Origin of the sequence: Agromyces bracchium, from assembly GCF_009709675.1 — a bacterium.
Taxonomy (GTDB): domain Bacteria; phylum Actinomycetota; class Actinomycetes; order Actinomycetales; family Microbacteriaceae; genus Agromyces; species Agromyces bracchium.
This window is the reverse complement of the sequence record NZ_WMLB01000003.1, coordinates 1-22,572: the sequence shown is the minus strand read 5'-3', so window position 1 is coordinate 22,572 and position 22,572 is coordinate 1. Positions and strand designations below refer to the sequence as shown.

The 22,572-nt window shown below is 68.8% G+C and carries 21 protein-coding genes, 2 tRNA genes and 1 pseudogene; 12 read left to right on the top strand and 12 right to left on the bottom strand.

Annotated elements, in window-relative coordinates; all coding sequences use genetic code 11:
* Nucleotides 1-2: 2 nt before the first annotated feature.
* On the bottom strand, nt 3-962 hold the full coding sequence (locus GJ743_RS00805; RefSeq protein WP_155050042.1) for a glycosyltransferase family 2 protein: 960 nt from the start codon (nt 960-962) through the stop codon (nt 3-5).
* Nucleotides 963-1,101: 139 nt separating this feature from the next.
* Between GJ743_RS00805 and GJ743_RS00800 the strand changes: the two genes are divergently transcribed.
* Nucleotides 1,102-2,052: a hypothetical protein gene (locus tag GJ743_RS00800; RefSeq protein ID WP_155050041.1), complete on the top strand. Its 951-nt coding sequence runs from the start codon at nt 1,102-1,104 to the stop codon at nt 2,050-2,052.
* A gap of 39 nt (nt 2,053-2,091) precedes the next feature.
* Here GJ743_RS00800 and GJ743_RS00795 read toward each other — a convergent pair whose 3' ends face one another.
* The gene (locus tag GJ743_RS00795) at nt 2,092-2,751 is read right to left on the bottom strand and encodes a glycosyltransferase family 32 protein (protein ID WP_196216862.1); all 660 of its coding nucleotides are present in this window, start codon (nt 2,749-2,751) and stop codon (nt 2,092-2,094) included.
* A gap of 349 nt (nt 2,752-3,100) precedes the next feature.
* Here GJ743_RS00795 and GJ743_RS00790 point away from each other — a divergent pair, with 349 nt between their 5' ends.
* The gene (locus tag GJ743_RS00790; protein WP_155050039.1) at nt 3,101-4,261 is read left to right on the top strand and encodes a glycosyltransferase family 4 protein; all 1,161 of its coding nucleotides are present in this window, start codon (nt 3,101-3,103) and stop codon (nt 4,259-4,261) included.
* Between the two features lie 12 nt (nt 4,262-4,273).
* Here the strand turns inward: GJ743_RS00790 and GJ743_RS00785 are convergent, their stop codons facing one another.
* The gene (locus GJ743_RS00785) at nt 4,274-6,088 is read right to left on the bottom strand and encodes an ABC transporter ATP-binding protein (RefSeq protein ID WP_155050038.1); all 1,815 of its coding nucleotides are present in this window, start codon (nt 6,086-6,088) and stop codon (nt 4,274-4,276) included.
* Nucleotides 6,089-6,170: 82 nt separating this feature from the next.
* On the opposite strand from GJ743_RS00785, the gene GJ743_RS00780 reads away from it, so the two are divergent.
* The 6 genes from GJ743_RS00780 to GJ743_RS00755 all read left to right on the top strand — a co-directional run bounded on the left by GJ743_RS00780 (nt 6,171) and on the right by GJ743_RS00755 (nt 11,813).
* Entirely contained in the window at nt 6,171-7,217 is a 1,047-nt protein-coding gene (locus GJ743_RS00780; RefSeq protein WP_155050037.1) for a MauE/DoxX family redox-associated membrane protein, read from the top strand.
* Nucleotides 7,217-7,480 (top strand): PqqD family peptide modification chaperone, encoded by a 264-nt coding sequence (locus GJ743_RS00775; protein WP_155050036.1) that lies wholly within the window; start codon nt 7,217-7,219, stop codon nt 7,478-7,480. Before GJ743_RS00780 ends, GJ743_RS00775 begins: the two co-directional genes overlap by 1 nt.
* Nucleotides 7,480-8,883 carry an O-antigen ligase family protein gene (locus GJ743_RS00770; protein ID WP_155050035.1) on the top strand — a complete coding sequence of 468 codons (1,404 nt, stop codon included), beginning with the start codon at nt 7,480-7,482 and terminating at the stop codon, nt 8,881-8,883. The genes GJ743_RS00775 and GJ743_RS00770 overlap by 1 nt, the downstream gene beginning before the upstream one ends.
* 17 nt (nt 8,884-8,900) lie before the next feature.
* The gene (locus tag GJ743_RS00765) at nt 8,901-10,316 is read left to right on the top strand and encodes a polysaccharide biosynthesis tyrosine autokinase (RefSeq protein ID WP_155050034.1); all 1,416 of its coding nucleotides are present in this window, start codon (nt 8,901-8,903) and stop codon (nt 10,314-10,316) included.
* Between the two features lie 40 nt (nt 10,317-10,356).
* Entirely contained in the window at nt 10,357-11,214 is an 858-nt protein-coding gene (locus GJ743_RS00760; RefSeq protein ID WP_155050033.1) for a nucleotidyltransferase family protein, read from the top strand.
* A 116-nt stretch (nt 11,215-11,330) separates the two neighbouring features.
* The gene (locus GJ743_RS00755; RefSeq protein ID WP_155050032.1) at nt 11,331-11,813 is read left to right on the top strand and encodes a hypothetical protein; all 483 of its coding nucleotides are present in this window, start codon (nt 11,331-11,333) and stop codon (nt 11,811-11,813) included.
* A 136-nt stretch (nt 11,814-11,949) separates the two neighbouring features.
* Here GJ743_RS00755 and GJ743_RS00750 read toward each other — a convergent pair whose 3' ends face one another.
* The 4 genes from GJ743_RS00750 to dcd all read right to left on the bottom strand — a co-directional run bounded on the left by GJ743_RS00750 (nt 11,950) and on the right by dcd (nt 15,552).
* Nucleotides 11,950-12,753: a hypothetical protein gene (locus GJ743_RS00750; RefSeq protein WP_155050031.1), complete on the bottom strand. Its 804-nt coding sequence runs from the start codon at nt 12,751-12,753 to the stop codon at nt 11,950-11,952.
* Between the two features lie 365 nt (nt 12,754-13,118).
* Nucleotides 13,119-13,826, bottom strand: coding sequence for a signal peptidase I (lepB, locus tag GJ743_RS00745; RefSeq protein WP_155050030.1), 708 nt, complete (start codon nt 13,824-13,826; stop codon nt 13,119-13,121).
* A 47-nt stretch (nt 13,827-13,873) separates the two neighbouring features.
* The gene (locus GJ743_RS00740) at nt 13,874-14,941 is read right to left on the bottom strand and encodes a glycosyltransferase (RefSeq protein ID WP_155050029.1); all 1,068 of its coding nucleotides are present in this window, start codon (nt 14,939-14,941) and stop codon (nt 13,874-13,876) included.
* A 5-nt stretch (nt 14,942-14,946) separates the two neighbouring features.
* A complete protein-coding gene (gene dcd / locus GJ743_RS00735) occupies nt 14,947-15,552 on the bottom strand; it encodes a dCTP deaminase (protein ID WP_328288664.1) in 606 nt (201 codons plus the stop codon).
* A gap of 70 nt (nt 15,553-15,622) precedes the next feature.
* Between dcd and GJ743_RS00730 the strand changes: the two genes are divergently transcribed.
* Nucleotides 15,623-15,693 (top strand) — tRNA-Gly (locus GJ743_RS00730).
* Between the two features lie 338 nt (nt 15,694-16,031).
* Here GJ743_RS00730 and GJ743_RS00725 read toward each other — a convergent pair.
* The 4 genes from GJ743_RS00725 to GJ743_RS00710 form a co-directional block, all read right to left on the bottom strand.
* Nucleotides 16,032-16,673 (bottom strand): DUF6226 family protein, encoded by a 642-nt coding sequence (locus GJ743_RS00725; RefSeq protein ID WP_230386255.1) that lies wholly within the window; start codon nt 16,671-16,673, stop codon nt 16,032-16,034.
* A 306-nt stretch (nt 16,674-16,979) separates the two neighbouring features.
* Nucleotides 16,980-18,509: a serine hydrolase domain-containing protein gene (locus GJ743_RS00720; protein ID WP_155050112.1), complete on the bottom strand. Its 1,530-nt coding sequence runs from the start codon at nt 18,507-18,509 to the stop codon at nt 16,980-16,982.
* 11 nt (nt 18,510-18,520) lie between these two features.
* Nucleotides 18,521-19,243 carry a DUF4386 domain-containing protein gene (locus tag GJ743_RS00715; RefSeq protein ID WP_155050027.1) on the bottom strand — a complete coding sequence of 241 codons (723 nt, stop codon included), beginning with the start codon at nt 19,241-19,243 and terminating at the stop codon, nt 18,521-18,523.
* Nucleotides 19,244-19,264: 21 nt separating this feature from the next.
* Nucleotides 19,265-20,233, bottom strand: coding sequence for an NAD(P)-dependent alcohol dehydrogenase (locus tag GJ743_RS00710; RefSeq protein ID WP_328288663.1), 969 nt, complete (start codon nt 20,231-20,233; stop codon nt 19,265-19,267).
* 262 nt (nt 20,234-20,495) lie between these two features.
* Between GJ743_RS00710 and GJ743_RS00705 the strand changes: the two genes are divergently transcribed.
* Nucleotides 20,496-20,996, top strand: a complete 501-nt coding sequence (locus GJ743_RS00705) for a MarR family transcriptional regulator (protein WP_196216861.1) — start codon at nt 20,496-20,498, stop codon at nt 20,994-20,996.
* An 81-nt stretch (nt 20,997-21,077) separates the two neighbouring features.
* Here GJ743_RS00705 and GJ743_RS20330 read toward each other — a convergent pair.
* Nucleotides 21,078-21,359, bottom strand: a pseudogene (locus GJ743_RS20330) (SMI1/KNR4 family protein); the annotation flags it as partial.
* 375 nt (nt 21,360-21,734) lie between these two features.
* Between GJ743_RS20330 and GJ743_RS00695 the strand changes: the two are divergent.
* The gene (locus GJ743_RS00695) at nt 21,735-22,169 is read left to right on the top strand and encodes a hypothetical protein (protein ID WP_155050024.1); all 435 of its coding nucleotides are present in this window, start codon (nt 21,735-21,737) and stop codon (nt 22,167-22,169) included.
* A 332-nt stretch (nt 22,170-22,501) separates the two neighbouring features.
* Nucleotides 22,502-22,572, top strand: a tRNA-Gly gene (locus tag GJ743_RS00690).

Genomic DNA, 22,572 nt, shown 5'->3' with positions numbered 1-22,572 from the left:
GCTCAGGCGGGAACGCCGCTGAGGATGCGCCGCAGCTCGTCGCCCGTCCGGTCCCTGCGCCGCGGCGGCGTGGGCCGCCACCGTGCATCCTTCAGCATCGCGCCGGCGCCCCACGCGACCCCGACGATCGTCACCGCGAGGCGCATGACTCGCGCGCGCAGTCCGCTCGCGCTGCCGACGTTCCGGAACTGGGCCCCGACCCAGTTCCACAGCGTGCGCGAGCCGATGCCCGCTTCGCGGGCCAGCAGGACCATGTGGTTGCGACGGCCGTACAGCTTGTAGCGCGTATCGAACCGGGCGCCCCGCACGTGCGGGGCCGGGCGATGGTCGACCACCGCCGCCGGCGCGAACACCGAACGGGCACCGAGTGCCCGCACCCTGAGGAAGATGTCGGTGTCCTCGCGAAGCGCGGTGCCGGGGTAGTCGTCGCGGAACCCGCCGAGCTCGGCGAGGACCGATCGGCGGAACGACATGTTCGCACCGATGCCGTGGTCGACGTCGACGAGCTCGGAACCCTCCGCAGCGAACCCGTCCGTGAGCGTGCCGTCGGGCAGGAGGCGACCGATCTCACGGTCGTATCGTTCCTCTCCGGGCAGTCCATTGCAGGTGCGTCCGGCGACTGCCGCGACTGCGTCGATCGCGAAGGCCGCCTCGAGGGCGGACTGCCATCCGGGCCGCACGACCACGTCGTCGTCGAGGAAGGCGACGATCTCGCCGCGGACGTGCCGAAGCGCCTCGTTGCGCGACCGGGTCATCCATCCGGCCAGCCCGGGCGCATGCACGTACGTCGCCGAGGGCATGACCGCACGTGCCGCACGCGCATGGTCCTCCTTCGAGGCATCGACCACCACGACCTCTGCGCCTTCGTCGAGTTCGCCGGCGAGCGCGGCCAGGCACCGCTCGAGGAACGTCTCCCGCTCGTAGGTGACGACGCACACGCTGAGCCGAAGTGCCTCGTCCATGCTCCCCAGCTCCACCCGCCCGGAATGGATCGGCTCCGGTCGCCTGCGCGATCGCCCACGCGCCTGTCGATCCTATGCTGGCGGGGTGGACTCAGGTGAATCTTCGCCCTCGCCAGCCCCTCGGCCTCGCGCATGCTACGTGATCCTGAGCCACAAGGACTGGGCTCAGGTCAGCCGTCTCGCGGCGGCGATCCTCGCCTCGAGTCCCGACGCACGAGTCCTCATCGCGCACGACGCCCGGCGCGAACCCTTCCCCCGTCACGACCCCGACTCGCGCATCGAGATCGTCGAGCACGGGCTCCCGGCCGATTGGGGCTCGTGGGAGCTGGTCGAGGCCATGCTGAGCGCCTTGGCCACGGCTCGCGAGCGGACCGACCCGGACCTCGTCTGCCTCATCTCGGGTCAGGACTACCCGGTCCGCCCGCTGGAGGACTGGGAGGACGAGGCGATGGCCGCCGACGGTTGGATCGGCGAGGCCGAGCCGCTCCGATACACGCCACGATGGGGCCGCCGACGTGGAACCGGCTCCGACACGCTCACACGCTACGAATACCGGTGGTTCCGCACTCCGGCGGCCAGGCTCGGCATCCGGCTGACCGGTCGGGGCGGGGAGTTCCTCCGTCGGGTGCGCGACGCCGTCGCGTTGCGGATGGAACCGCTGTTCAGCGTCCGAACCGTCACGCGGGGGCGGGGCGTCCACTGGGGCCTGCGCCGCATGCCCTCGCCCTTCAACCCGCAGAGGCCGTGCTGGTACGGCAGCCAGTGGCTCGCGCTTCGCCGACCGGAACTGGATCGACTGTTGGACACGGACCTCGCGCCCGGATCGCGGCTTCGCCGCCTGTATCGACGCACGATCATTCCGGACGAGTCGGCGTTCGTCACACCGCTCGCATGGCACGGTCCACCGGCCGAACTCCCGCCGGTCAGCCACTCGGTCTGGGACGTCGCGCGCGACGAGCCGACGACCTGGACGCTCCACGACCTCGGAACCCTGACCGCGTCGGGGTCTCCGTTCTGCCGAAAAGTGGACCCGATCGCGAGTGCGCCGCTGCTCGACGCCCTCGATCGCGTGACCGCCCCGAGCGGATGACGCATGCTCGCGGTCGTCGGACGGTTCGACCGCCCCGGCCTACCGGTACGGTGCGCTCTCGTTCCATGCGACCGACCCGTCGAGGACGATCCGATTGCCGTGCTTCAGGCACAGCGGGTGCAGCACGTCGGCGAGCAGGCCGGTCCACGTGATCGGATAGTCGGGAGCCTGCCCCCAGGTGCCGCCGTCGGTTTCGGCCAGGGCGGGCGCGAAGTAGTCGAGCCGTCGGTCGACCTCACGAAGCCACTCCGCCGTGAGAGGCGAGTGCGACTTCGCGATGAGCGTGCTCTCGGAGGCGATCCGCCGGTAGTACCTTCTGAGGTGCGCGCCGAGGCGCTCAGGGGCTTGTCCCGCCCACGCCGGGTCTGTCAGAGCTGGCCCCAGAAGCCATGCGTCCGAGTCCCGGAGACGGTTCATCGGTCCACGCCACGGCCCCCTCAGCTGCTTGAGGTCCGAGTACCCGCCCCCGTGGTGATGCAGGAAGTACGCGCGCAGGTAGTCCGACCGGTGGACAAGCGAGAGGTCGTCGTATGCCGCGTGAAGCGGATGCGTCGGCAGCACGAAGTCCGGCAGGCGATCCGGGGTGATCAGCTCCACCGGTGTACCCGGGTTGATCTCCCGCATCTGGGCGAGGCTTTCGGCACGATTCGGCGTGAGCGGGTTGGCGCCCGTCCAGAAGCACCAGATGATCTCGGGCACCTCGGAGGGGGACTCGTCCGGCTCCGGCGGGCGCCGCTCCAGGAACGTGTGGGGGTAGCGCCCGTACCAGAAGTCCGACGGAGACAGCGTGCTCGTGACGTCGGCCCACGTGCGGTGCGCCCACAAGGTGACCGGATTGCGACTCTGGAGCGTGTTCCAACGGCGCTGGACCGCCTTGATCGAATCGCCTACCCGCACGGGGAGAGCCTACCGACGCCGACCGGCGCGCCATCCGCCCACGAAGGCCCGCCGGCCGACCCGACGTCACGACCGACTCCGACGCAGACCCGCGACCGTAGACTGTCGCCATGAAGGGTGGCAGCGCGTCGCTGGTGCGCGTCGTCACGACATGACCCGGGTCATCCACACGATCACGCCGTGGGATCACTTCTCCCCGCGCACCGGATCCGCGATCCCGACCGTGGTCGACGGCCTCGCACGGGCGGCGAGCGCGTGCGGCGACGAACGGCACGCCGTCGTCATCGAGCGCTCGACGTTCCGGCCCCGATACGACAGCGCCGACGTCATCGAGTACTCCGGCCGCCACGTCTCGGTAAGGGCGCGCCAGTACCTCGATCCGGCGCTCGGTCGACTCGCACTGCCCCGTCTCGGCGCGGCGGCCTACTTCCGCCCCCTCGTCGCCGCGCTCCGTTCGGAGCCCCCGTCGACCGTGCTCGCGCACAACGCGCCGCAGCTGCCCTGGCTGCTGCGCGACACCGACCATCGGGTCGTGCTCTACGCGCACAACGAGTTGCTGCGCACCTACTCCCGACGCGAGGCAGCGAGAACGCTCGCCCCGGCCCACGCGATCGTGTGCGTCAGCGGAGACCTCGCCGCGCGCACCCGTGACCTGGTCGGGCGAGGGAACGAGGGCAAGGTGCACGTCGTCGGGAATGCCGTCGACGTCGCCAGGTTCACCCCCTTCGCGGGGCACTCGGACGAGCGGCCGATGCGAGTGATGTTCGTGGGCCGCGTCGTGCCGGCCAAGGGCGTCGACACGCTGTTGCGGGCGGTCGCGGGGTTCGGACCGTCCGAACTCGAGGTCGTCGTCGTCGGCAGCGGGGGATTCGATCCGGGCGCCCCGCTCACCGAGTACGAGTCCGACTTGCGCACGCTCGCGGCGATGTCGGGTCCCCGCGTGGAGTTCCGTCCTTTCGTCGATCGAACCGCGCTGCCCGCACTGCTCCGCACCGCCGACGTGCTCTGCGTTCCCTCTCGATGGGCCGAACCGAGTGGCCTGACCGTCGGGGAGGGCCTCGCAACCGGAATCCCGGTCGTGGCGAGCCGTGTGGGTGGGATACCGGAGGCAGCCGGCCCTGCCGGGCTGCTCGTCCCACCCGACGACCCGGTCGAACTCGCCGCTGCGATTCGACGACTGCTCGATGATCCCGAGCTGCGCCGTCGTGTGGGCCGTGCCGGTCGCGACTGGGCGACGTCGCATGACTGGGCGTGGGCCTGGCGCAGGTTGCGCGACGTCCTCGACGTCAGAGCGCCGGAACTCGACGGCTGATCCGAGATCTGGTCAGTCGAGTCGGCCGAGCTCGACGAGCCGGGCGAACTCGGCGTTCGTCGCGCGCACCTGGTCGAACGCCCCCTGCGCCTCGATGCGACCGTCCTTGAGGAACACCAACGTGTCGGCATGCCGGACGGTCGACAACCGGTGCGCCACGATCAGGATCGTCATGGTGCCGCCCAGCTTCGCGAGCGTCTCGGAGATCTGGTGCTCGGTCGCGTTGTCGAGTGCGGAGGTCGCCTCATCGAGCACCAGCACGTTCGGGCGACGATAGAGCGCACGCGCGATCCCCAGACGCTGGCGCTGACCGCCCGAGAGGCGGACCCCGCGTTCGCCGACGACCGTCTGCACCCCGTCGGGCATCGATCCGACGATGTCCTCGAGCTGCGCCATCGCGAGGGCCTCGCGGACGCGATCGAGGTCGATGCGGTCGGGTTCGACCTCGAACGACACGTTCGCCGCAACCGTGTCGTTGAAGAGGAACACGTCCTGCGGCACGACGCCCAGCCCGGCGTACCAGCCGGCGAGGTCGTCGGCGATGGGCCGGCCCCCGCACTCGATCGACCCACGGGTCGGCTGCAGCAACCCGAGCACCAGGTCGATGAGGGTGCTCTTCCCCGCGCCGCTCGAGCCCACGAACGCGATCGTGGTATTCTGCGGAATCCGGAGCGACAGGCCGTCGAGCACCGGCACGTCCGCGTCGGGGTAGCGGAACTGGACGCCCTCGAGGACGAGATCGCCCCGATACCGGGTCTCGTCGCGCGGCCGCTCGTCATGCTGTCCACCGGTCCGCACCTCGTCGGCCGCGGCGAGGAAGATGCGCAGGCCCGCCTGCCCCGTCCGCAGCGTGGCGATGTTCGATGACACGCGCGTGAGCGTCGGCAGCGCACGAAGCGCGGCCGCGGCGAACACGCCGAGCACGACGAGCGCCTGCGCCGCGGTTCCGACGTTGAACAGGTAGATGGAGATGCCGGCGATCGCGACGACGAATCCGATCTCGAGCGTGTACCGCGGGATGTCGCTGATGAGCCCCATGTCGCGACCGAGGCGCGCCCCGCGCAACCGCGCCCTCCGGTAGCCCGCGACGAAGTCCTCCCCGCGCGAGCTGAGACGAGCCTCCCGGAATCCGTCGAGGCTCGGCAACAGGTACTGCCACGCCTCGAGGCTGACCTCCGCGGCCTCCTCACCGAGGCGGGTCTGCCTGCGACGCAGCAGGCGCTGCAGCCCGAGCACGAAGATGCCGAACACGACGACGGTCACGATCGTGACCACCGGGTCGGTGACCGCGAGCACGACCGTGATCGCGATCAGCACGGCGACGTCGGTGCAGATGCTGACGACGGAGAGCAGCACGGACGTCGCCTGCGTCACGGAGTCGCTGACGCTCCGGTAGATTTCGCGCAGCCGACGAGCGCGGTGCGCGGCGTACGGCGCGAGCACGTAGCCGCGGAGCAGTGCCGATGCGGCGTCCGCGGACACCCGCGTGGTGCGGCCGAGCAACTGCCAGCGGAAGATGAGCGATGCGACGCTCTTCACCACGAACAGCACGGCCACCGCGGCGGCCACGATCGGGATGAGCACCGTGGGATCGGTCGTGCCGACGACGTCCGAGATGACGGCGAGCGCGCCCGTGTCGGCTTCGGCCCCGCCGATGAGCTGGGTGAGCGGCACCATCGCGGCAACGCCCAGGGTGTCGAGCCCGGCGAGCACGAGCGAAGCCATCACGGTCGTCGCAACCCAGGCGGCGGGGTGCGCACCGGCGGTCGCGAGCAGTCGCCGCAACTGGGAGAAGAGCCCTTCGCCCCCCTGTGCTCGTTTTCCCATCGTTCCCTCGTCGCTGCGGCCGAGCCCCGACCGGACCCGCGAAAGACTGAGTGTATACGGGGGGCCTCTGTAGGATCATCCCGTGCCGACCGCTCTCATCGCCGCCCCCGCGCTCATCCTCGCCGCGGTCATGATCGCCAGCGCCGTGGGCAAGCTACGCCGACCGGACGACCTCGCAGGGTGGGCCGAGCTGGGCGTCCCGGCCGCGTTCCGTCGAGGATGGCTGCTGCGGCTGCACCCGTGGGGCGAACTTCTGCTCGGTCTCGCGCTGGCCCTCCTCGGCGGACTGCTCGGCGCGCTCGCCGCGCTCGTCTGCGCCGTGCTGATGGCCGCGTACACCTGGCTGGTCGGCAAAGCCTGGTCGAAGGCCAGGCAGACCGGCGAGGATGCCACCTGCGCATGCTTCGGCGAATCGGCGCCGGTCACCGGGGTGACGTTGCTCCGCAACGCGTGGCTGCTGCTCCTCGCCCTCGTCGCTGCGGCCACGCTCTGGGCGGCGCCCCTCGTCGGCGGTGCGCTCGTCGCCCTCGGCGCCGATTGGGTCTGGCTCGTGGCACTCGCCGCGGCCGCGTTCACGTCCGCGCTCATCGTCTGGCGCACCCCGGAGCGGGAAATCACCGACCCGAGTCCGACCGTGGACGCGAGCACGACGGTGATCGGAACGCATGAGACCGCCGACGAGCCGCTCGACTACATCCGCACGAGGACGCCCGCGATCCCGGTCATCCTCGGTGATGGCACTCCGTCGAACCTGCGGAAGCTCTCGCGCACCCGACCGATGCTTCTTCTCGCGCTCTCCGAGACCTGCGCTCCATGCCTGGCCGTCGTCGAGCGCGTCCCCGAGTTCCGAGCGCTCCTGCCCGAACTCGACGTTCGTCTCCTGCTCGCGCCGGGGCCGGAGGAGAGCAAGCTCACCGAGGTCACGCACCCGCAGTCGCTGCACGATTGGGACAGCAACGTGCGGGCCTCGATCGCAGACTGGGGAACGCCGGCAGCGGTGCTGCTCGGCGTCGACGGGATGCTGGCCGGCGGTCCCGCGCAGGGAGAACAGGCGGTCGTCTCGTTCGTCGGCGACATCTACGAGAGCCTGCACGGCGAGCGTCCGCCGGGCGAGGCGTCGCCGGGCTGATGCGGTACGCGCTCGCGGCGGACGTCGGCCTCGAGGCATCCGGAGATGCGATCTACCTCGCACCGTTGCCCGATGGGCCGATCCTCGTGCTGGACGGCGTCGCGGCGTTGATCTTCACCGAGGCGACGCAGGGCGACCGTGAGTACCTCGTCGACCGTGTCATCGGCCAGGTGGCCGGCCCCGCCGAGGACATCGCATCCCACGTTGATGCATTCCTCGACGACCTCGTCGCCCGTGGGCTGCTCGTCGAGGAGGCGACCTGATGCGCGCGGATGCCCCTCCGGTCCGATTCCGCGAGCGCGCCGCCGACTGGTGGGCGGCGCTCTGGCGCTGGTCGCTTCTGGCCATCGGCACGGTGGTCGCCACCTACGTCCTCCTCGATCGCGCCGGCGAAGGTGCACTCGTCACGGGCATCGCGATCGCCGCGCTCATCGTCGGTGTCGTCGTCACCACGTCGAAGCCGCTCGCGATCGCGCTCATGGCGATGCCCGCGCTCTTCGTCGCCCAACGGGCCGGTTTCGGCGGCAGCGACGTCTCGGCTTCGGACGTCGCGCTGGCCGCCGCGTTCGGCACGGCCGTGCTGCTCGGCCATCGGCCCTACAGTCGCGAACTCCGGGCGATGCTGTGGTTCAACCTCGGGTACCAGTTCGCGACGCTCTTCACCGTGATCGTGAACCCGTTCGTGCAGAACACCGTCGAATGGTTCCACGCCTGGCTGCTGATCTCCGGCGCCCTCGTGGTCGGCTGGGCGATCGGGCGCGCGGGCTACGCCAGATGGGCGTTCACCGCGATGATCGCCGCCGGGTGCGTGCTCGCCGCGGGCACGATCATCACCGGAGTCCTCCAGTACGCGGGTGGGAATTTCGGCCCGGTCTACCCCGACATCCCGTGGCCGATGCACAAGAACTTCGTCGGCACCGCGCTCGCATTCGTCGCACTGATCGCGTACGTGCACCCCCCGTGGGCCGGCCTGTCGACGCGGTGGACGCGCCCGGCGCTCTGGCTTCTGCTCATCGCGATCGCGATGAGCCAGTCGCGGCAGGCGTGGATCGGACTCGTCGTCGCAGCCATCGTGATCCTGGTTCGCCGCGGCGGCCAGTCGAGGCTGCTGCTGGCACTCGCGGTGCCGGCGATCTGGCTCACGGTGTCGATGGTGCTCGAACAGGTCGAATCGCAGAACCAGCACAATTCGACGTTCCAGCGACTGGAGTGGTTCCGCGAGGTCTATGCGTACTGGAAGCACGCCCCGATCTTCGGACACGGCCTGCGGTTCTGGTACGTCGACCCGACGCTGCCCTACCAACCGCCCCAGGCCGAGCTCGAGGTGGCCGCCTCCGCCGGTTTGGTCGGACTGGCGGCGTTCATCACGATGTGGATCGGATTCACGGTCGTACTGTGGCGGGTCGACAAGGCCTACGGCACGCTCGCCCTCGCGGCGGTGCTCAGCCGGATCGTCCAAGCCCAGTTCGACCTCTTCTGGGCCGGCGTACAGACGTCGGTGCCCTTCGTCATCGCCGGGATCTGCCTCGGTGCCATGGCCCTGCAACGCTCGTCGAATCCATCCGACACCGATGCCGCCGGACTCGCTCCACCGACCGATCCACGGGGCCGGTCGTTTACGCTGCCATACGATAGAGCCGTCGGCCGCTCGGCCGACGGACGCTGACACCTCGAGGGGGCGGCATGGAGCTGCGCGACTACCTTCGCGGATTGCGTCGCCACTGGCTGGCCATCGCCCTGATGACCCTGCTCGGCATCGGCACCGCGTACGGCTGGTCGCTCTTGCAGACCCCGGTCTACGAGGCGACCGCGAGTGGTGTCGTGCAGGCGAAGACCGAATACGAGAACGGTCAGCTCCTGAACGATGACAGCTCCGCCCGCTTGAAGGTGCCGACCCTGATCGACATGGCCGGGTGGGAGGAAGTGGCGGAGCGCGTCATCGACGATCTGGGGCTCACCGAAAGCCCCGCATCGGTCGCCTCGAGGATCACGGTCGAGAACCCGCAGAGCACCGCCATCATCCGGTTCACGGCTCAGGCGAGCACTCCGCAGGAAGCCGCGGCCCTCGCTCAAGCATGGATCGACGCGCTCGCCGCGACCGTGGCAGTCGTCGACGGCGAGGACACCCCGACCGAGATCAGCATCTACGCCGCCGCCGCGGCCACCGTTCCGACCGTTCCGGTCTTCCCGGACACCCGAACGGCCCTCATCGTCGGCGGCGTTCTCGGTCTCGGCGCCGGCATCGCGTTCGCCCTGACCCGCACCGCATCCGACCGGCGCGTCAGGGCGACCGACGACGTCGAGTCGAAGCTCCATGTCCCGGTCATGGGAGTGATCCCGTCGTCGAACGCCCTCACAGGCGCGAGCAAGCTCCTGACCGATACCGCCGGAGAGCGCGCCTTCCCGGTTGCCGAGGCTCTGCGATCACTTCGCACGAACCTCCGCTTCATGGATGTCGACAACCCGCCGCGCAAGATCGTCGTCTCCAGCCCGTTGCCGGGTGATGGCAAGTCGACCATCGCCTGCAACCTCGCGCTCACTCTGGCCCGCAGCGGCGAGCCGGTCGTCCTGGTCGACGGCGACCTCCGCCGGCCGACGGTGGCGACCAACCTCGAACTGCCGGGAGGGGCCGGCCTGAGCGATGTCCTGACCGGGCGTGCGGCGGTCGCCGACGTGCTCCAACGGACACCGCACGACCCGCACCTGCTCGTGCTCGCGGCCGGGACGATCCCGCCGAACCCGAGCGAGGTGCTCGGGTCCGCGCGAATGCGCCAGCTCCTCGAGGATCTGGCGAAGCACGCCACCGTCATCATCGACGCGCCGCCGCTGCTCGCAGTGACCGACGGTGCCGTGCTCACGCAACAGGCCGACGGGGCCCTGCTCGTCGTCGGCGTCGGGAAGACCAACTACGACTTCGTCGAGAAGGCGCTCGACGCCGTCCACAAGGCGAACGGCCGCGCACTCGGGCTCGTACTGAACAAGGTGCCGAGGAAGGGCGGCGACGCGTCGCCCTACGCCTCCGCGGCCTACGTGCAGGAGTACGTGAAGGGCGAGAGCCGGAAGCGGTCGTCCACCCGCGCGGCAGCCGAGTCGGCCTAGCGATGCCGGCACCCGACTCCATCGTCGACGGGGCGTCGGCGTGAACGTCGACGCCGATTCCGCGTCGGCGACGGTGCCTCATGCCGTGCGTCTCCATCTCGGCAGGGCAGCGGTGCAGACGCTCGCCGGGCAGGTCGGCGTCCGCCTCCTCCACATCAAGGGGGACACCGTCGACCGCTCGATCCGAAAGAACGCATCACCGGGCACCGACATCGACATCTTGGTTGATCCCGGACAGATCGACGCGCTCGACACCGCGCTTCGCGCGCGAGGTTGGCGGATCTACAGCACGTTCGTCGGCGGCTCTCCCTTCGGCCACGCCCAGACCTACCTGCACGACACGTGGGGCTACCTCGACGTGCACCGATCGTTTCCCGGCATCGGCATCCCGCCCGAGCAGGCGTTCGACCGGCTGTGGTCATCACGTGGCGCAGTCGACGTCTCCGGCGTGAGCTGCGCCGCACCGGACCTGACTTCTCAGGCGGTCATCGCAATCCTCAACGCCGCACGCTCGCGCCAGCGCTCGGAGCTCGATGGCGCATGGTCCGACGCCGACTCGGAACGCCGGAACGAGATCGAGCGTGAAGTCGACGTGCTCGACGCTCGTCTGGCGTTCGATGCGGCGTTCGGCCGGCTCGACGCTCACCGAGGAGCCCGCGAGTTCAAGCTCTGGAAGGCCGTCACCGAGGGCGGTGGTCGCGTCGAGGAGTGGTGGGGGCGGATCCTGGCGGAGCAGAGCTTGAGTGCTCGCGTCGCGCTCGTCCTCCGCGCCCCCCTGGTCAACCGAACCCACCTCGAACACCAGCTCGGCCGCCCACCGACGCGTCGCGACGTCTTCTACGAGTTCCTCAATCGTCCGATCCGTGGCGTCCGGGAACTCCTTCGGCAACGATTCTGACCCCCGTACGTGGGGGCTCCGACGAGTGTTGCGCATTCCTCAGCATGCGATAGCATTCACGAGCGTTACCCATATCACACGAACCTCACAGCACACTCGTCGAAGGACCAGAGGCCATGACCGAGACCCAGAACTCTGAACTGCCCGGCGTCAGCCGCCGGACCGTCACGAAGGCGATGGCTTGGGCAGTTCCCGCTGTCGCCGTCGCCGTCAACGCACCCACCGCCGCCGCGAGCTGTATCCCCAACGTCATCATCGGCCAGAACGCATGCAAGTGCCCCGGGCAGTCGACCGGGGACCCGTGGGGCTACTACCTCACCTTCACGACCGACGGCACGGTCTGTCCCGACACGACGTCCGAGATCTGCGTCACGAACGTCGAGAAGGCCAACGGCTCGGTGTTCACCCCGGGCCCGGGCGTCACCTTCCCGATCTGCTTCACCGCGGGAACCGAGACGGGCCAGTACCTGTTCAACAGCACCAACAGCGGTAACTTCCTCGAGATCACCTACACCGTCGATGGCGGCACCCCCATCGTCGACGACAAGATCCCCACGAGCGACATCTCCGACTGCACGGACGGCCGCTGCGCCGCCTGAGTTTCGCGTACCAACGGAAGACGCTCGGCCGGACACTCCGGCCGAGCGTTTTCCGTGCCAGCGACGTGTGGCCCAGTTCGTCGAGCTCGTCGGACCAACGGGCGTCACGGGCAGCCTCGATGACTGAGCCCCGGTGTCAGACTGCCGCTCGACCCGATCGATCTCCTCGAACGACCAGTCCGGCGCTGAGCAGCTCATCGATCACCCCGCCGACCAGACCTGAGGCGTCCCCTGCGGGCGGGTGGCCGAATTCCGCGATCGTCTGCGTCACGAGCTGCTCGAACGTCGAACCCCTCCCGATGCCCAGCCAGATCGAAGGAGCGATGCCCGCGAGCACGCGAAGCACGCCGTCGCTCATGACCGCAACGCTTCCGTCGGCGGCGATGGCGTCGGAAACCGGCCCCCACCGGAAGTCGGTCGTACTCGTCCAGGTTTCGCCCTGGGCAGGCTCGAGCGGCCTCCATGAGCGAGCGGCACCCGGCGGTGCGCTGAACAGCTCCGGGATCAGAGGAACCACCGTCGCCGCCTCACCATAGGTCACACGCCAGACGCCGCCGACGGCGTCGCACAGTGCTGCGAGACGCTGCAATGGAGCCTCGAAGTCGGTGACATAGCTCAACTGCGGAACCAGCTCGGCGATGGCGTCGATCACCGGAACCCGCGTCAGCTCGGGTGCGGAGACGTCCGGCTGACGATCGAGCAGGACGAGCGCCGCGAGTCTCAGCGGTGCGACCGGCAGGTCCATCAGCCCGGCGCGACGCGGCGCGACCTGTTCCTTCGGGCCGTTCGAGCGCACCTTCGAAAGCGGCTTGCGGTACGCGTGCACGGTGAGGTCGCGGTCGACCGCAACGGTCTCGTCGGAGACGTAGCCGAAGTGCGCCCCGAGGGTGGCGCTCAGGGTCGTCTTCCCACGGCCGGACGGACCGACGAACGCGACCACGCGGCCGTCGTCCATCGCGACACCTGCGGCGTGCATCATGATCAACTCGCCCCGCTGGTGTGCGAGCGCCGCGAGCGTGACGCGGACCGAGAGCCGTTCGAGCATCGATTCGATCGGGGTATCCGAATCGACCTCGACGGCTGCGTCGGCGCCCTCGGCGTCCACTACCGCGTCCGCCCAGGCTTCGGCGACTCGCGTGCGCGTTCCCTCGGGCACGTCCGGCGCGAAGTGGATGCGCACCGTGACGCCGATCGCCGTCACGTCGAGATGCTCGGGGGAGGCGCGATGTGCCGTGGTCATCGAACCGTCTCGCGCAGATCCATGCGTTCATCCTCTCGCGCGATGGCGCCCGTTGCGGCCCGATCCTAGCCGAGCGCCCCCCAACGTGGGATCGGCCAGAGGACGGCGGCCACCTCGCCGACGATCCCAGCGTGCGACGCCCATCGCCAGCAATCGTCGCTCGCGTCGGCAGAGCGACAAGCGTAGGCCGAATCCCGCGAGCCGGATCGATTGTCCCCGAGCACGAGGTAGGACTCGTCGGGCACAGTGACCTCGTCGAAACAGCGCGAGGACCGCGGCGTCGTCGTGCAGTCGAGGGTTCCCTCCTCGAATGCGAAGTCGTTGGAGACGTAGGGCTCGTCGATGGGACGGCCGTCGACCAGCACCGCTCCCGTCGCGTCGCAGCAGGCGACCACCTCACCCGAGGATCCGATCACCCGCTTCACGAGCGTGTGCGGCCCTGACGGGCCGAAGCCGGTGACCTCACCGACCCAGCGCAACGCCGTTCGGATCGGATCGGTCGGTGCCGAGGCGGGGACGTCCCACGCATCGTCGGCGTCGAACACGATGATGTCGCCGGTGACCGGCTCGGATCCCAGGAAGGCGATCCGGTTCACGAGGATCCGATCCCCCGGCTCGAGGGTCTCGAGCATCGAGCCCGACGGCACCACGTACGGCTTCGCGAGGAAGGTCAGGATCAGGCCGACGACGAGGAAGGCGAGCAGCAACTGGCCCCAGAAGCTCCCGAGAACCCGCCGCCAGCGGGGTCGGGGCGCGGCGGGCTCGGTCGTCATGCCGCTACAGTACCCACTCGACCGTTCCTCCGATCGGAGCTGGTCGCCTACGTCGTTCTCAGCGCGAGGTCGATGACCCGCTCGATGCCCGCGACATGCGCATCCCTGCGGAAGGTGCTCCCCCAGTCCCGCACCGCGGTCGGGTCGGCACCGCGCGCGAGCCTGATCGCCTCCGCGAGATCGGCGACGGTGGCGGATGCCGCGAGCGCGCCGCTCACGCCGGGCTTCACCGTCTCGAGGTACCCACCAGCCGCGGACGTGGCGGCGGGAGTGCCCTCGAGTGCCGCCTCGAGCACCGTGAGGCCGAAGTCCTCCCGACCCGCGCCGATGACCACGGCCGCCTCCCGGTAGACCCAGCAGAGCTCGGCGTCGCTGAGGCGTCCGAGCCCGTGGACGCCCGCCTCGGGATCGTCGAGCGTCTCGGACCCCGCGCCGACGACGGCGATCGCCAGTCCCGCCTCACGAGCGGCGTCGACGGCGAGGCGCACGTTCTTGTAGCCGCGGTCTCGAGCGACCACCACGGCGAACGCGTCGGGGAGGTCGCGGGCGGGGGCCGCGGCATCCGTCGCCACCGGCTCGACAGGAGGATGCACGACGGTCGAGTCGAGGCCGTAGGCGTCGCGGATTCGCTCACGGGTCACTTCGGAGTTGGCGACGATCGCGGTCGCCCGGGCCATCGCCTCGGCGTCGCCGCGGCGGAGGATCGGCGTGCTGACCGCGAGCCCGGCGCGCCGCACGGCGCTCAGCCGCAGCCGGTAGTCGTCGGCGGCGTACAGCCACCGCGCCGGGCTGTGCACGTAGACGACGTACGGCATCTCGTAGCGGAACCGGTGCGCCCAGCCGCTCGACGACGCGAGGGCGACATCGCCACCCGAGACCGTCGTCCGGGCGGCGATCGCCGGCAGCGCCGGAAGCATCCGCTCGACCTGGCCGGCCAGCGCGGTCGGCATGCTCGCCTGCACGTCGAGGTCGCGGAACGCCTCGAACGTCGTCTCGGGGCGGTAGGCGAGCGTGACGACTCGCGACGCCCCGAATCCCGCCGCCCACTCGGCGACGACGCGCTCCGCACCGCCCATCTGGACGAGGTAGTCATGGGCGAGGACGAGGTCGCTCACGCGCGCTACGCTCCGGCGGCGCCGGCGTCGGTCACGCCGACATCCGCCCGGCTGAAGTTCTGGAACGACCGCGACGCCGTCGGGCCGCGCTGGCCCTGGTACCTGCTCGCGTAGGCGGGCGACCCGTACGGACGCTCGCTCGGCGACGACAGGCGGAAGAAGCACAGCTGGCCGATCTTCATGCCCGGCCAGAGCTTGATCGGCAGCGTCGCGACGTTGCTCAGCTCGAGCGTGACGTGACCGGTGAAGCCGGGGTCGATGAAACCCGCCGTGGAGTGGGTCAGCAGGCCCAGTCGGCCGAGCGAGCTCTTGCCCTCGAGGCGCGCGGCGACGTCGTCGGGCAGGGTCACGGCCTCGAACGTCGATGCCAGGACGAACTCGCCCGGGTGCAGCACGAACGCCTCGTCGGGCCGCACGTCGATGAGGTGCGTGAGCTCGGGCTGGTCCTCCGCCGGGTCGATGAACGGGTACTTGTGGTTGTCGAACAGCCGGAAGTACCGGTCGAGGCGCACGTCGATCGACGACGGCTGGATCATCGCGGGGTCGTACGGGTCGAGCCGGATGCGCTCGCGGTCGAGTTCGGCCCTGATGTCGCGATCCGAGAGAAGCACGAGGTCAGCCTACCGAGGGGGTGCCCGCGCCTTGCTACGATGGTGTCCGCGGCGTCATCGGATGCCGCATGCCGATGTAGTTCAATGGTAGAACTTCTGCTTCCCAAGCAGACAGCGCGGGTTCGATTCCCGTCATCGGCTCTTCGCAAATCGCCTGATCAGAGGCCCTTTCTGTGCTCCGGTAGCAGGCGCGCAATCCCACATATGGCACGGAAACAGTCCACGCGGACGCACCTCGATAGATTCGCGGCGCTGATCAGGGATTTCGACTCCAACGGAGCCGCGACTCTAGATTGCGAAATCGCTCTCGTAGTCACTTAATGGTCACAAATTCGAGCGAATCCTCGCCTCAGCGGAGCTAACAACACCGTCGTGATCACCGGCTCGAGCACTGGTTCACCGACCGCGTGACGAGCTCGGTGCGAAGGTTCGGTCCGCCGCCGTCGCCGGCAGCAGACGATTGAGTGATCGAAGATTGGTCAGCGCGCCAGCGCAGGCCACGGGCGCCACAGCCCATCAGCGGGAACGAGGTGGCGGGCGCGTTCGAGGCGCTCGACCGAGACTTCGTCCGTTCGAGACTGACCCGAGCTGGTGCGGACGCCGGGTTCTTCCAAGCGGTACCCGAGCCAGCCGCTCGCACGTGGGTTCACGGACTCGCCGTAGTGGCCGGTGACGACCGTCCGCACCGTCCACTCCAGCTCTTCGGCGAGGGAACGGACGTCGTCATCACACGCATCGCACCCGCACACCGGGAAGTGGAAATCGTGCAGCGCCCCCGCGTGCAGGTAGACGCCCGGGAACGAGGTCAGCACGAACGTCAGCGGCGCAGACTCGGCCGACCTGGGCGTCAACCGCACCGAGTGAACCGGATCGTCGGGTCGGAGAAGCAGATCCGCTGCCACGTGCGGGCCAGCGTCGACGTCGACATCGAACACACTCCGCAGCCACTCGATCAACGCATGCGCGACCGTGTGCAGGCCCGCGAAGCGATCGAGGTTGCTGGTGCGCGAGTAGGCGTCCTCAGGAGGCCCGTTCACGCCCCACCGGTTGCCGTACTCGATCGGAGTGCCATCCTCATCGACATACACACCCGCCGGGAGCGCGGGTCGCTCGTAGCCCATCACACCTCGACCGTACGCGGCCCAGAGAACTCGACGCCGGATCGCGGCCGGAGAGGATCCCTCCGCGGAGTGAGTTTCGGGTTCAAGCCCCGTGACTCAATCTGCTCGCCGGGGATCCCTGTGCGGTCGGTGCACGCTTGGGGGCGTCGCGTGCGGGTGAGGCGCCGTTTGGTTGGCGTTCTCTTCCACCTCCAGGCGATGGGAAACGGGCAATCGCTGCGCGACGAGCGTCGGCGCAGGGGGTCGTTCGACGCCGAACCGTGGACTTCGAAGAATCGCCAAGTCTGCGCTGGCTTCGGGGCCGGCTTACGGGCGGGCGCGTCCGATGACCTCGTGAGGCTCGGCGCCGTCGACGGCGGCTGATGCGTCGGTGATGGTCTCGGGCTGATCTTCGGTCCCGGCCTTCGCGCCGTCACGCCGTTGTCGTGATGATCGGCCGGTGTATGCCACCCCGAGCCGGAAGACGGCCCACAGCACCCCCATGATGGCGGTGGCGATCAGGGCGAGGCCGAGATCGGGTTGGAACAGCGCGATGGTGCCGATGGGGGAGCCGAGCAGGCCGGGGACCAGGCTGACGATCACCCAGGCCGCGACGACGGTGGTGAGCAGCGGAAACCACAGGCTGAAGGTCCCCGCGAAGCCCGTCTTGGCGCGGAGCTGCTCGCGCCGGCGCCATGCCCAGATCATGCTGAACAGATACGCGAACGGCGAGAGCACCAGAGCGATGAAGGTGATCTGCTGGAACCACCGCGACCCTTCACCGTCGTACTCGAGGTCGAGCGCTCGGGCGGTGATGCCGTTGCGGAGTTCGGTGGTCTCCCCGAACCCCATGCCGCTTCCTCCGTTGACCAGCACGACGACGGCCCGGTTCTCGGTCGGCATCATCGTGGCGAGCGTTTCGTTGCCCGGGGTCGCCCCGGAGTGCCAGACGGTCCCGTTGTCCGAGTCGATGAACCAGCCGAGGCCGTAAAACGGCGACGCGGTGCTGGCGGGGCGCATCATCAGCGCCTTGTTCTCGGCGGTGAGGATGTCGTCTTCGCCGTTCATCATCGTCTGCAGGTATCGGGCGAGATCGGTGGCGCTCGCGATGATTCCGCCCTGCGGCGCGGTGGTTCGGTCGGTGGTGTTCTCGCTGAGCGGGAGCTTGGTCCAGAACCAAGGCCGGTGACCGGTGGCCATGGTGTCGTAGGTGCCGCCGTCGGCGACGAAACTGTCGATCATGCCGATGGGGTCGAGGAGGTTCTCCTCGACGTACGCCTGGTACTCCTCGCCGCTGGCGACCTCGATCACGCGGCCGAGGATCTGGTAGTTCGTGTTCGAGTACTCCCACCGCTCGCCGGGGGCGTGAGCGGGCGCCACCGCGGCGAGTGCGTCGACGATCCGTGCGAGTTCATCCGTCCCGCCGCCCGTATCGGTGTGGGAGGCGTTGCCCTGGAGGGTGGAGTATCCGCTGGTGTGGCTCAGCAGTTCCCGGATGGTGATGTCGCCGGCGGGCTGGCCGTCGAAGTCGGCGAGGTGCCGCGACAACCGCTCGTCCAACCCGATGGAGCCTGCCTCGACGAGCTGCATCACAGCGAGCGCGGTGAAGCTCTTGGAGATCGAGCCGCTAAGGAAGGGCGTGTCCGTTGTCACGTCGACGTCACTGCCGGCTCGGACCACGCCGTGTGCGCCGACGGCGGAGACCTCGCCGTCTTCCACGACGGCATACGCAAGTCCCGGCACTCCGGCGACCGGCATCTCCTGCGCGATGAACGCGTCGATCGACGTGTTGTCGGGGGCACTCGCGGGCGACGCCCCGCTGAGCCCGAGCGTGAGGACGGCGAGCAGGCCCAGCATGGGGGCCCCGGTCATGATGCGGTCGACGGCGATCGCTTGAACCCGGTCAGCAGCAGCCAGACCATGAACGACAGTTCGGCGATGACCGACGGGATGGCGACGAGGGCGAGCATGACGCCGGCGATCGATGCGTAGTTGGGCAGCAACGTGTAGGCGAGCGTGTCGATCCCGTAGGCGACCCCGGCGATAGTCAGCGCCCATCCGATCCATTTCGGGGCGAGTCCCGACTTCACGATGAGTCGGCCGAGCAGGATCAGGTGCACCCCGAACGCGATCAGTCCGACCAGCCAGGTGTAGTTGAAGCCCTCGAACATCAGCATCCCGGCGTCGGCATTCCCCGCTTCGCCCGCGGGATCGGTCACCAGCTGCAGGCCGAGGAACAGGAACACCGCGGCGACGCCGAGGAAGACGGTGTAGACGATCCGGAACCACGCGGCCAGCAGCGATCGCAATGCACCGCCGGGGCGGAAGACCACGTACAGGGCCCATGCCACGGGGACGTCGACGAGGAAGATCACCACGAACGCGGCGATGCCCGATCGGAAGAGGAGCTCGGACTCGGACACGTTGGTCGCCGTGCCCGCGGCGTCAGTGGGATCGATCATCGTCTGCCGGACGAGGAAGTTGGCGAAGATCGCCAGGACGAAGATCGCCAGGTAGCCGATGCCGGCGGTGCGTGCGGCGGTCCTGGACGTCGTGTCGTCGATGGCGCGGGTCATGGTGGTAGCAGTCATGGGTTCGTTCCGATCTGGATGTCAGGCGGCGTCGGGGATCCGGATGACGGCTTTGCCGGCGATCCGGCCCGCGAGTAGGTCGGTCATCGCACGACGCGCCTCACCCAGCGAATACCGGGCGCCCACCGCAGGGGTGATGACTCCGTCCTCGAGGAGGTGTGCGAGTTGCTCCATCCGGGCAGGGTTCGCGGTCGAGATGAAGAAGGTGAGGCGGCGGCGGGTGGACAGTGACCGGATCGGCGCGCCGAGTTGTCGCTGGATGCCGCCGGTGAGCTTCCCGCCGTCCTCGCCGCCCACGATGACGAGCGTGCCCGTGGGGGTGAGGATGCGTTGCAGCAGCCGCACCTTGCGCCGTCCGTTCGTGTCGATGATGAGATCGAATCGATCGGTCGTCGCGGTGATGTCGGTGCTCGTGTAGTCGATCACGTCGGTCGCGCCCAGCGACCTGACGAAGTCGGCCTTGGCTCCGCTGGCGACACCGGTGACCGCCGCCCCCGCGTGCGCGGCGATCTGCACGGCGAAGCTGCCGACACCGCCCGAGGCGCCGATCACGAGCACGCGTTGCCCCGCCTGAACCTCGCCGACGTCCTGAACCGCCTGCAGCGCCGTCAGACCAGAGACGGCGACGACCGCGGCGCCCTCGACATCGACCGACGCCGGCTTCAGGGCGAGCTTCGCCGCGTCGGCGACGGCGAACTCGGCGAAGCTGCCGTCGGCGGTTCCGAACACGTCGTCACCGACGGCGAATCGGGACACGCCGTCGCCGACGGCGGCGACGGTTCCTGCGACCTCCATCCCGAGAATCGGTTGCCTCGGCCGCCGCAGACCGAACATCAGCCGGGTCAGGTAGGGCAGCCCCGCCATCAGGTGCCACGCGCCCCGATCCAATCCCGCAGCGCGGACCTCGATGAGAACCTGCCCCGCGGTCGGGGTCGGGACGGCGGCTTCGGCGAGCTGCAAGGACTCGGGGCCGCCGTAGTCGTGACGCACGACCGCTCTCATCCGTACTGTGGTTGGTGCCGTCGTCCGGGTGGACTCTGCGGGACGTTGCATCAGCGATCACTCCTCGCTGGCCAAGCCCAGGTGATTCGCGATCTCCAGACGCCTACCCGTGGTGATGCAACAGCGAACCAGTCAGGGCAGCGGGTTGATACCGCAATGATTGCATCAATGCAACTGTTGTGCAATGCGTAGTGTTGCGTTTTGCACGCGACACGGTCCAGTCGCCGCCGGGGTGTGCGACACTTCCGACATGCAACACGAGTCCGGCCACGATCCGGTACGGATCGAGCGGGCACTGCAGGGCGACCCGGTCGAGGCCACCCTGACCACGTCGCGCGCGCTCCTAGGCCTGGTCGCCCGCTCCCTGTCCGAGACGCTCGATCTGGTCACCCTGCCGCAGTTCCGGGTGTTGGTTATCCTCGCCGGCAACGGGCCGATGCGGATCGGGGAGTTGGCCAAGCGCGTCCGCTCCGTGCCATCGACCTTCACCCGCTCGATGGACCGGATGGAGCAGCAGGGATGGGTGGTGCGGGAAGCGAGCCCGACCAGCAGGCGTGAGGTGCTGGTCCACCTCACGCCGAAAGGTGCGCAACTCGTCGTGGAAGTCACCGACCGGCGTCGGAGCGAGATCTCCGAGGTCCTCCGCCGTTTGACGCCCGAGGATGCCGAGATCGTCGCGCGCGCCTTCGCGGTGTTCGCGGCCGCCGCAGCGGAGCCTCCACCCGAGGACCTCGTACTCCTCGGCCTCTGAGGCCGTCAGTCCACCGCCGTCACGAGTCGGCGGAGGACGACATGCGGGCGTATACGACGAGGACGAACGCAGCATCACGGCATCGTGCCCGCCTGAGGGCATATCGCAGAGAACCACGCCGATTGCCGGGTAGCCCCACTCCGCGATCAAGTCGGTGCTCCCGAGCCCACCTGTCGAGTCGATCCCCCACTCACCGCCGATTCCGCGAATCGCGCTGATCTCGAAGTGGTCCGGCGCCCAGGAAGTCGGGAAGTGTGTCGGGAAGCAACGACGCCGCGGAATGCCGCCATTCCTATGGTGGAGCAGTTCCGTGTACGCGAGCGGGAGTCGCACTCCCAGGAGCCGCTCGGCCGATTCGACCATGCCGGACTGCAGAGGCGGACCCGTGTAGAAGTCGTCAGCCTCGAAGTGGTCAGCCACGTGTCATCCCACCAAGATCACACTCTTCGAGCGGCGCGCGCCTCTTCTCGTTCATCGGACCCATTCTGCGTGCGATCGCTCGCCGACCGATAGCCGGTCCCTCGGCGGTCAACCTAGCGCTCACCTTCGATTGCGTTGATAGCTATTGGGAGCCAACCCCGGAGCACCGCTGTTCGGCCATGTCTCGTTGGGGCCGTAGGATCACTCGGTGGACGAGGAATGGCGGTACGCAGAACGGCGGCCGCTGTGATGTCGAGTAGCCGGCGTGGTCGTCTCGGAAGCGCCCGATCGCGCAGGCTTCGGGTCGTCGGCCAAGTCATGACCTACGTGGTGATCGGTGCATTCGCCGTGGTCTTTCTCACGCTTGCGGTGATCAACACGATCGACGCGCGGGAACCGGTCATCTGGGGAACCTTCACCGAGGAGTACTGCCAGGAGACCCGTCGAGGCTGCAGCAGCATCGGCACCTGGGTGTCCGACGATCAGACCATTACGAAGACCGACATCCGTCTCGACGGGTGGGTCGAGCCCGGCGGCTCCATCAGCGCCGGTTACCAGCCGACGGGCATCATCAGCGACGCCGACAACCACATCGTTCACGCCGTCGGCTGGATGAGCATCGGCCCGCACCTCACCTGGGTGGCCGCGATGGCCGCGGTCATCTGGGGCTTGGTCAAGGCGTTCCAATGGGGCCATCTGAGCGTGCCAAGGATCGCTGTATCCGCATGGAAGAAGTGGCGGCACAGCAGCTGACCGGCGAGAGATGGGCGACCCAGCCACAATCTCAATCTCACCTCCCACAGCTCGAGGGAACCGCGAGGCTCAGACTGCTCCCAACGCGCCATCCGTTCGCACGCCCCCCCGACGCGATCCGGCCGCTGTGCCGTTGGCGGGTCAATCGACCTCGCCATTATGGTGAAGCGTGCGATGAGAGACCGGCGGTCGACCGCCCGGAACGAACTCGGTTCGCGCTGATCCCGAAGCAGGCTGGACGGAGCTCGTAGTCACTTAATAGTCACAAAATCGAGAACACGTTGGTTCACTCGAGTTCACACTCCCCCGTGATTCCGGGCCTCGTGAGCCCGAGTGAAGTCGAGTGAATCACTACTGGATAACTTCTGCTTCCCAAGCAGACAGCGCGGGTTCGATTCCCGTC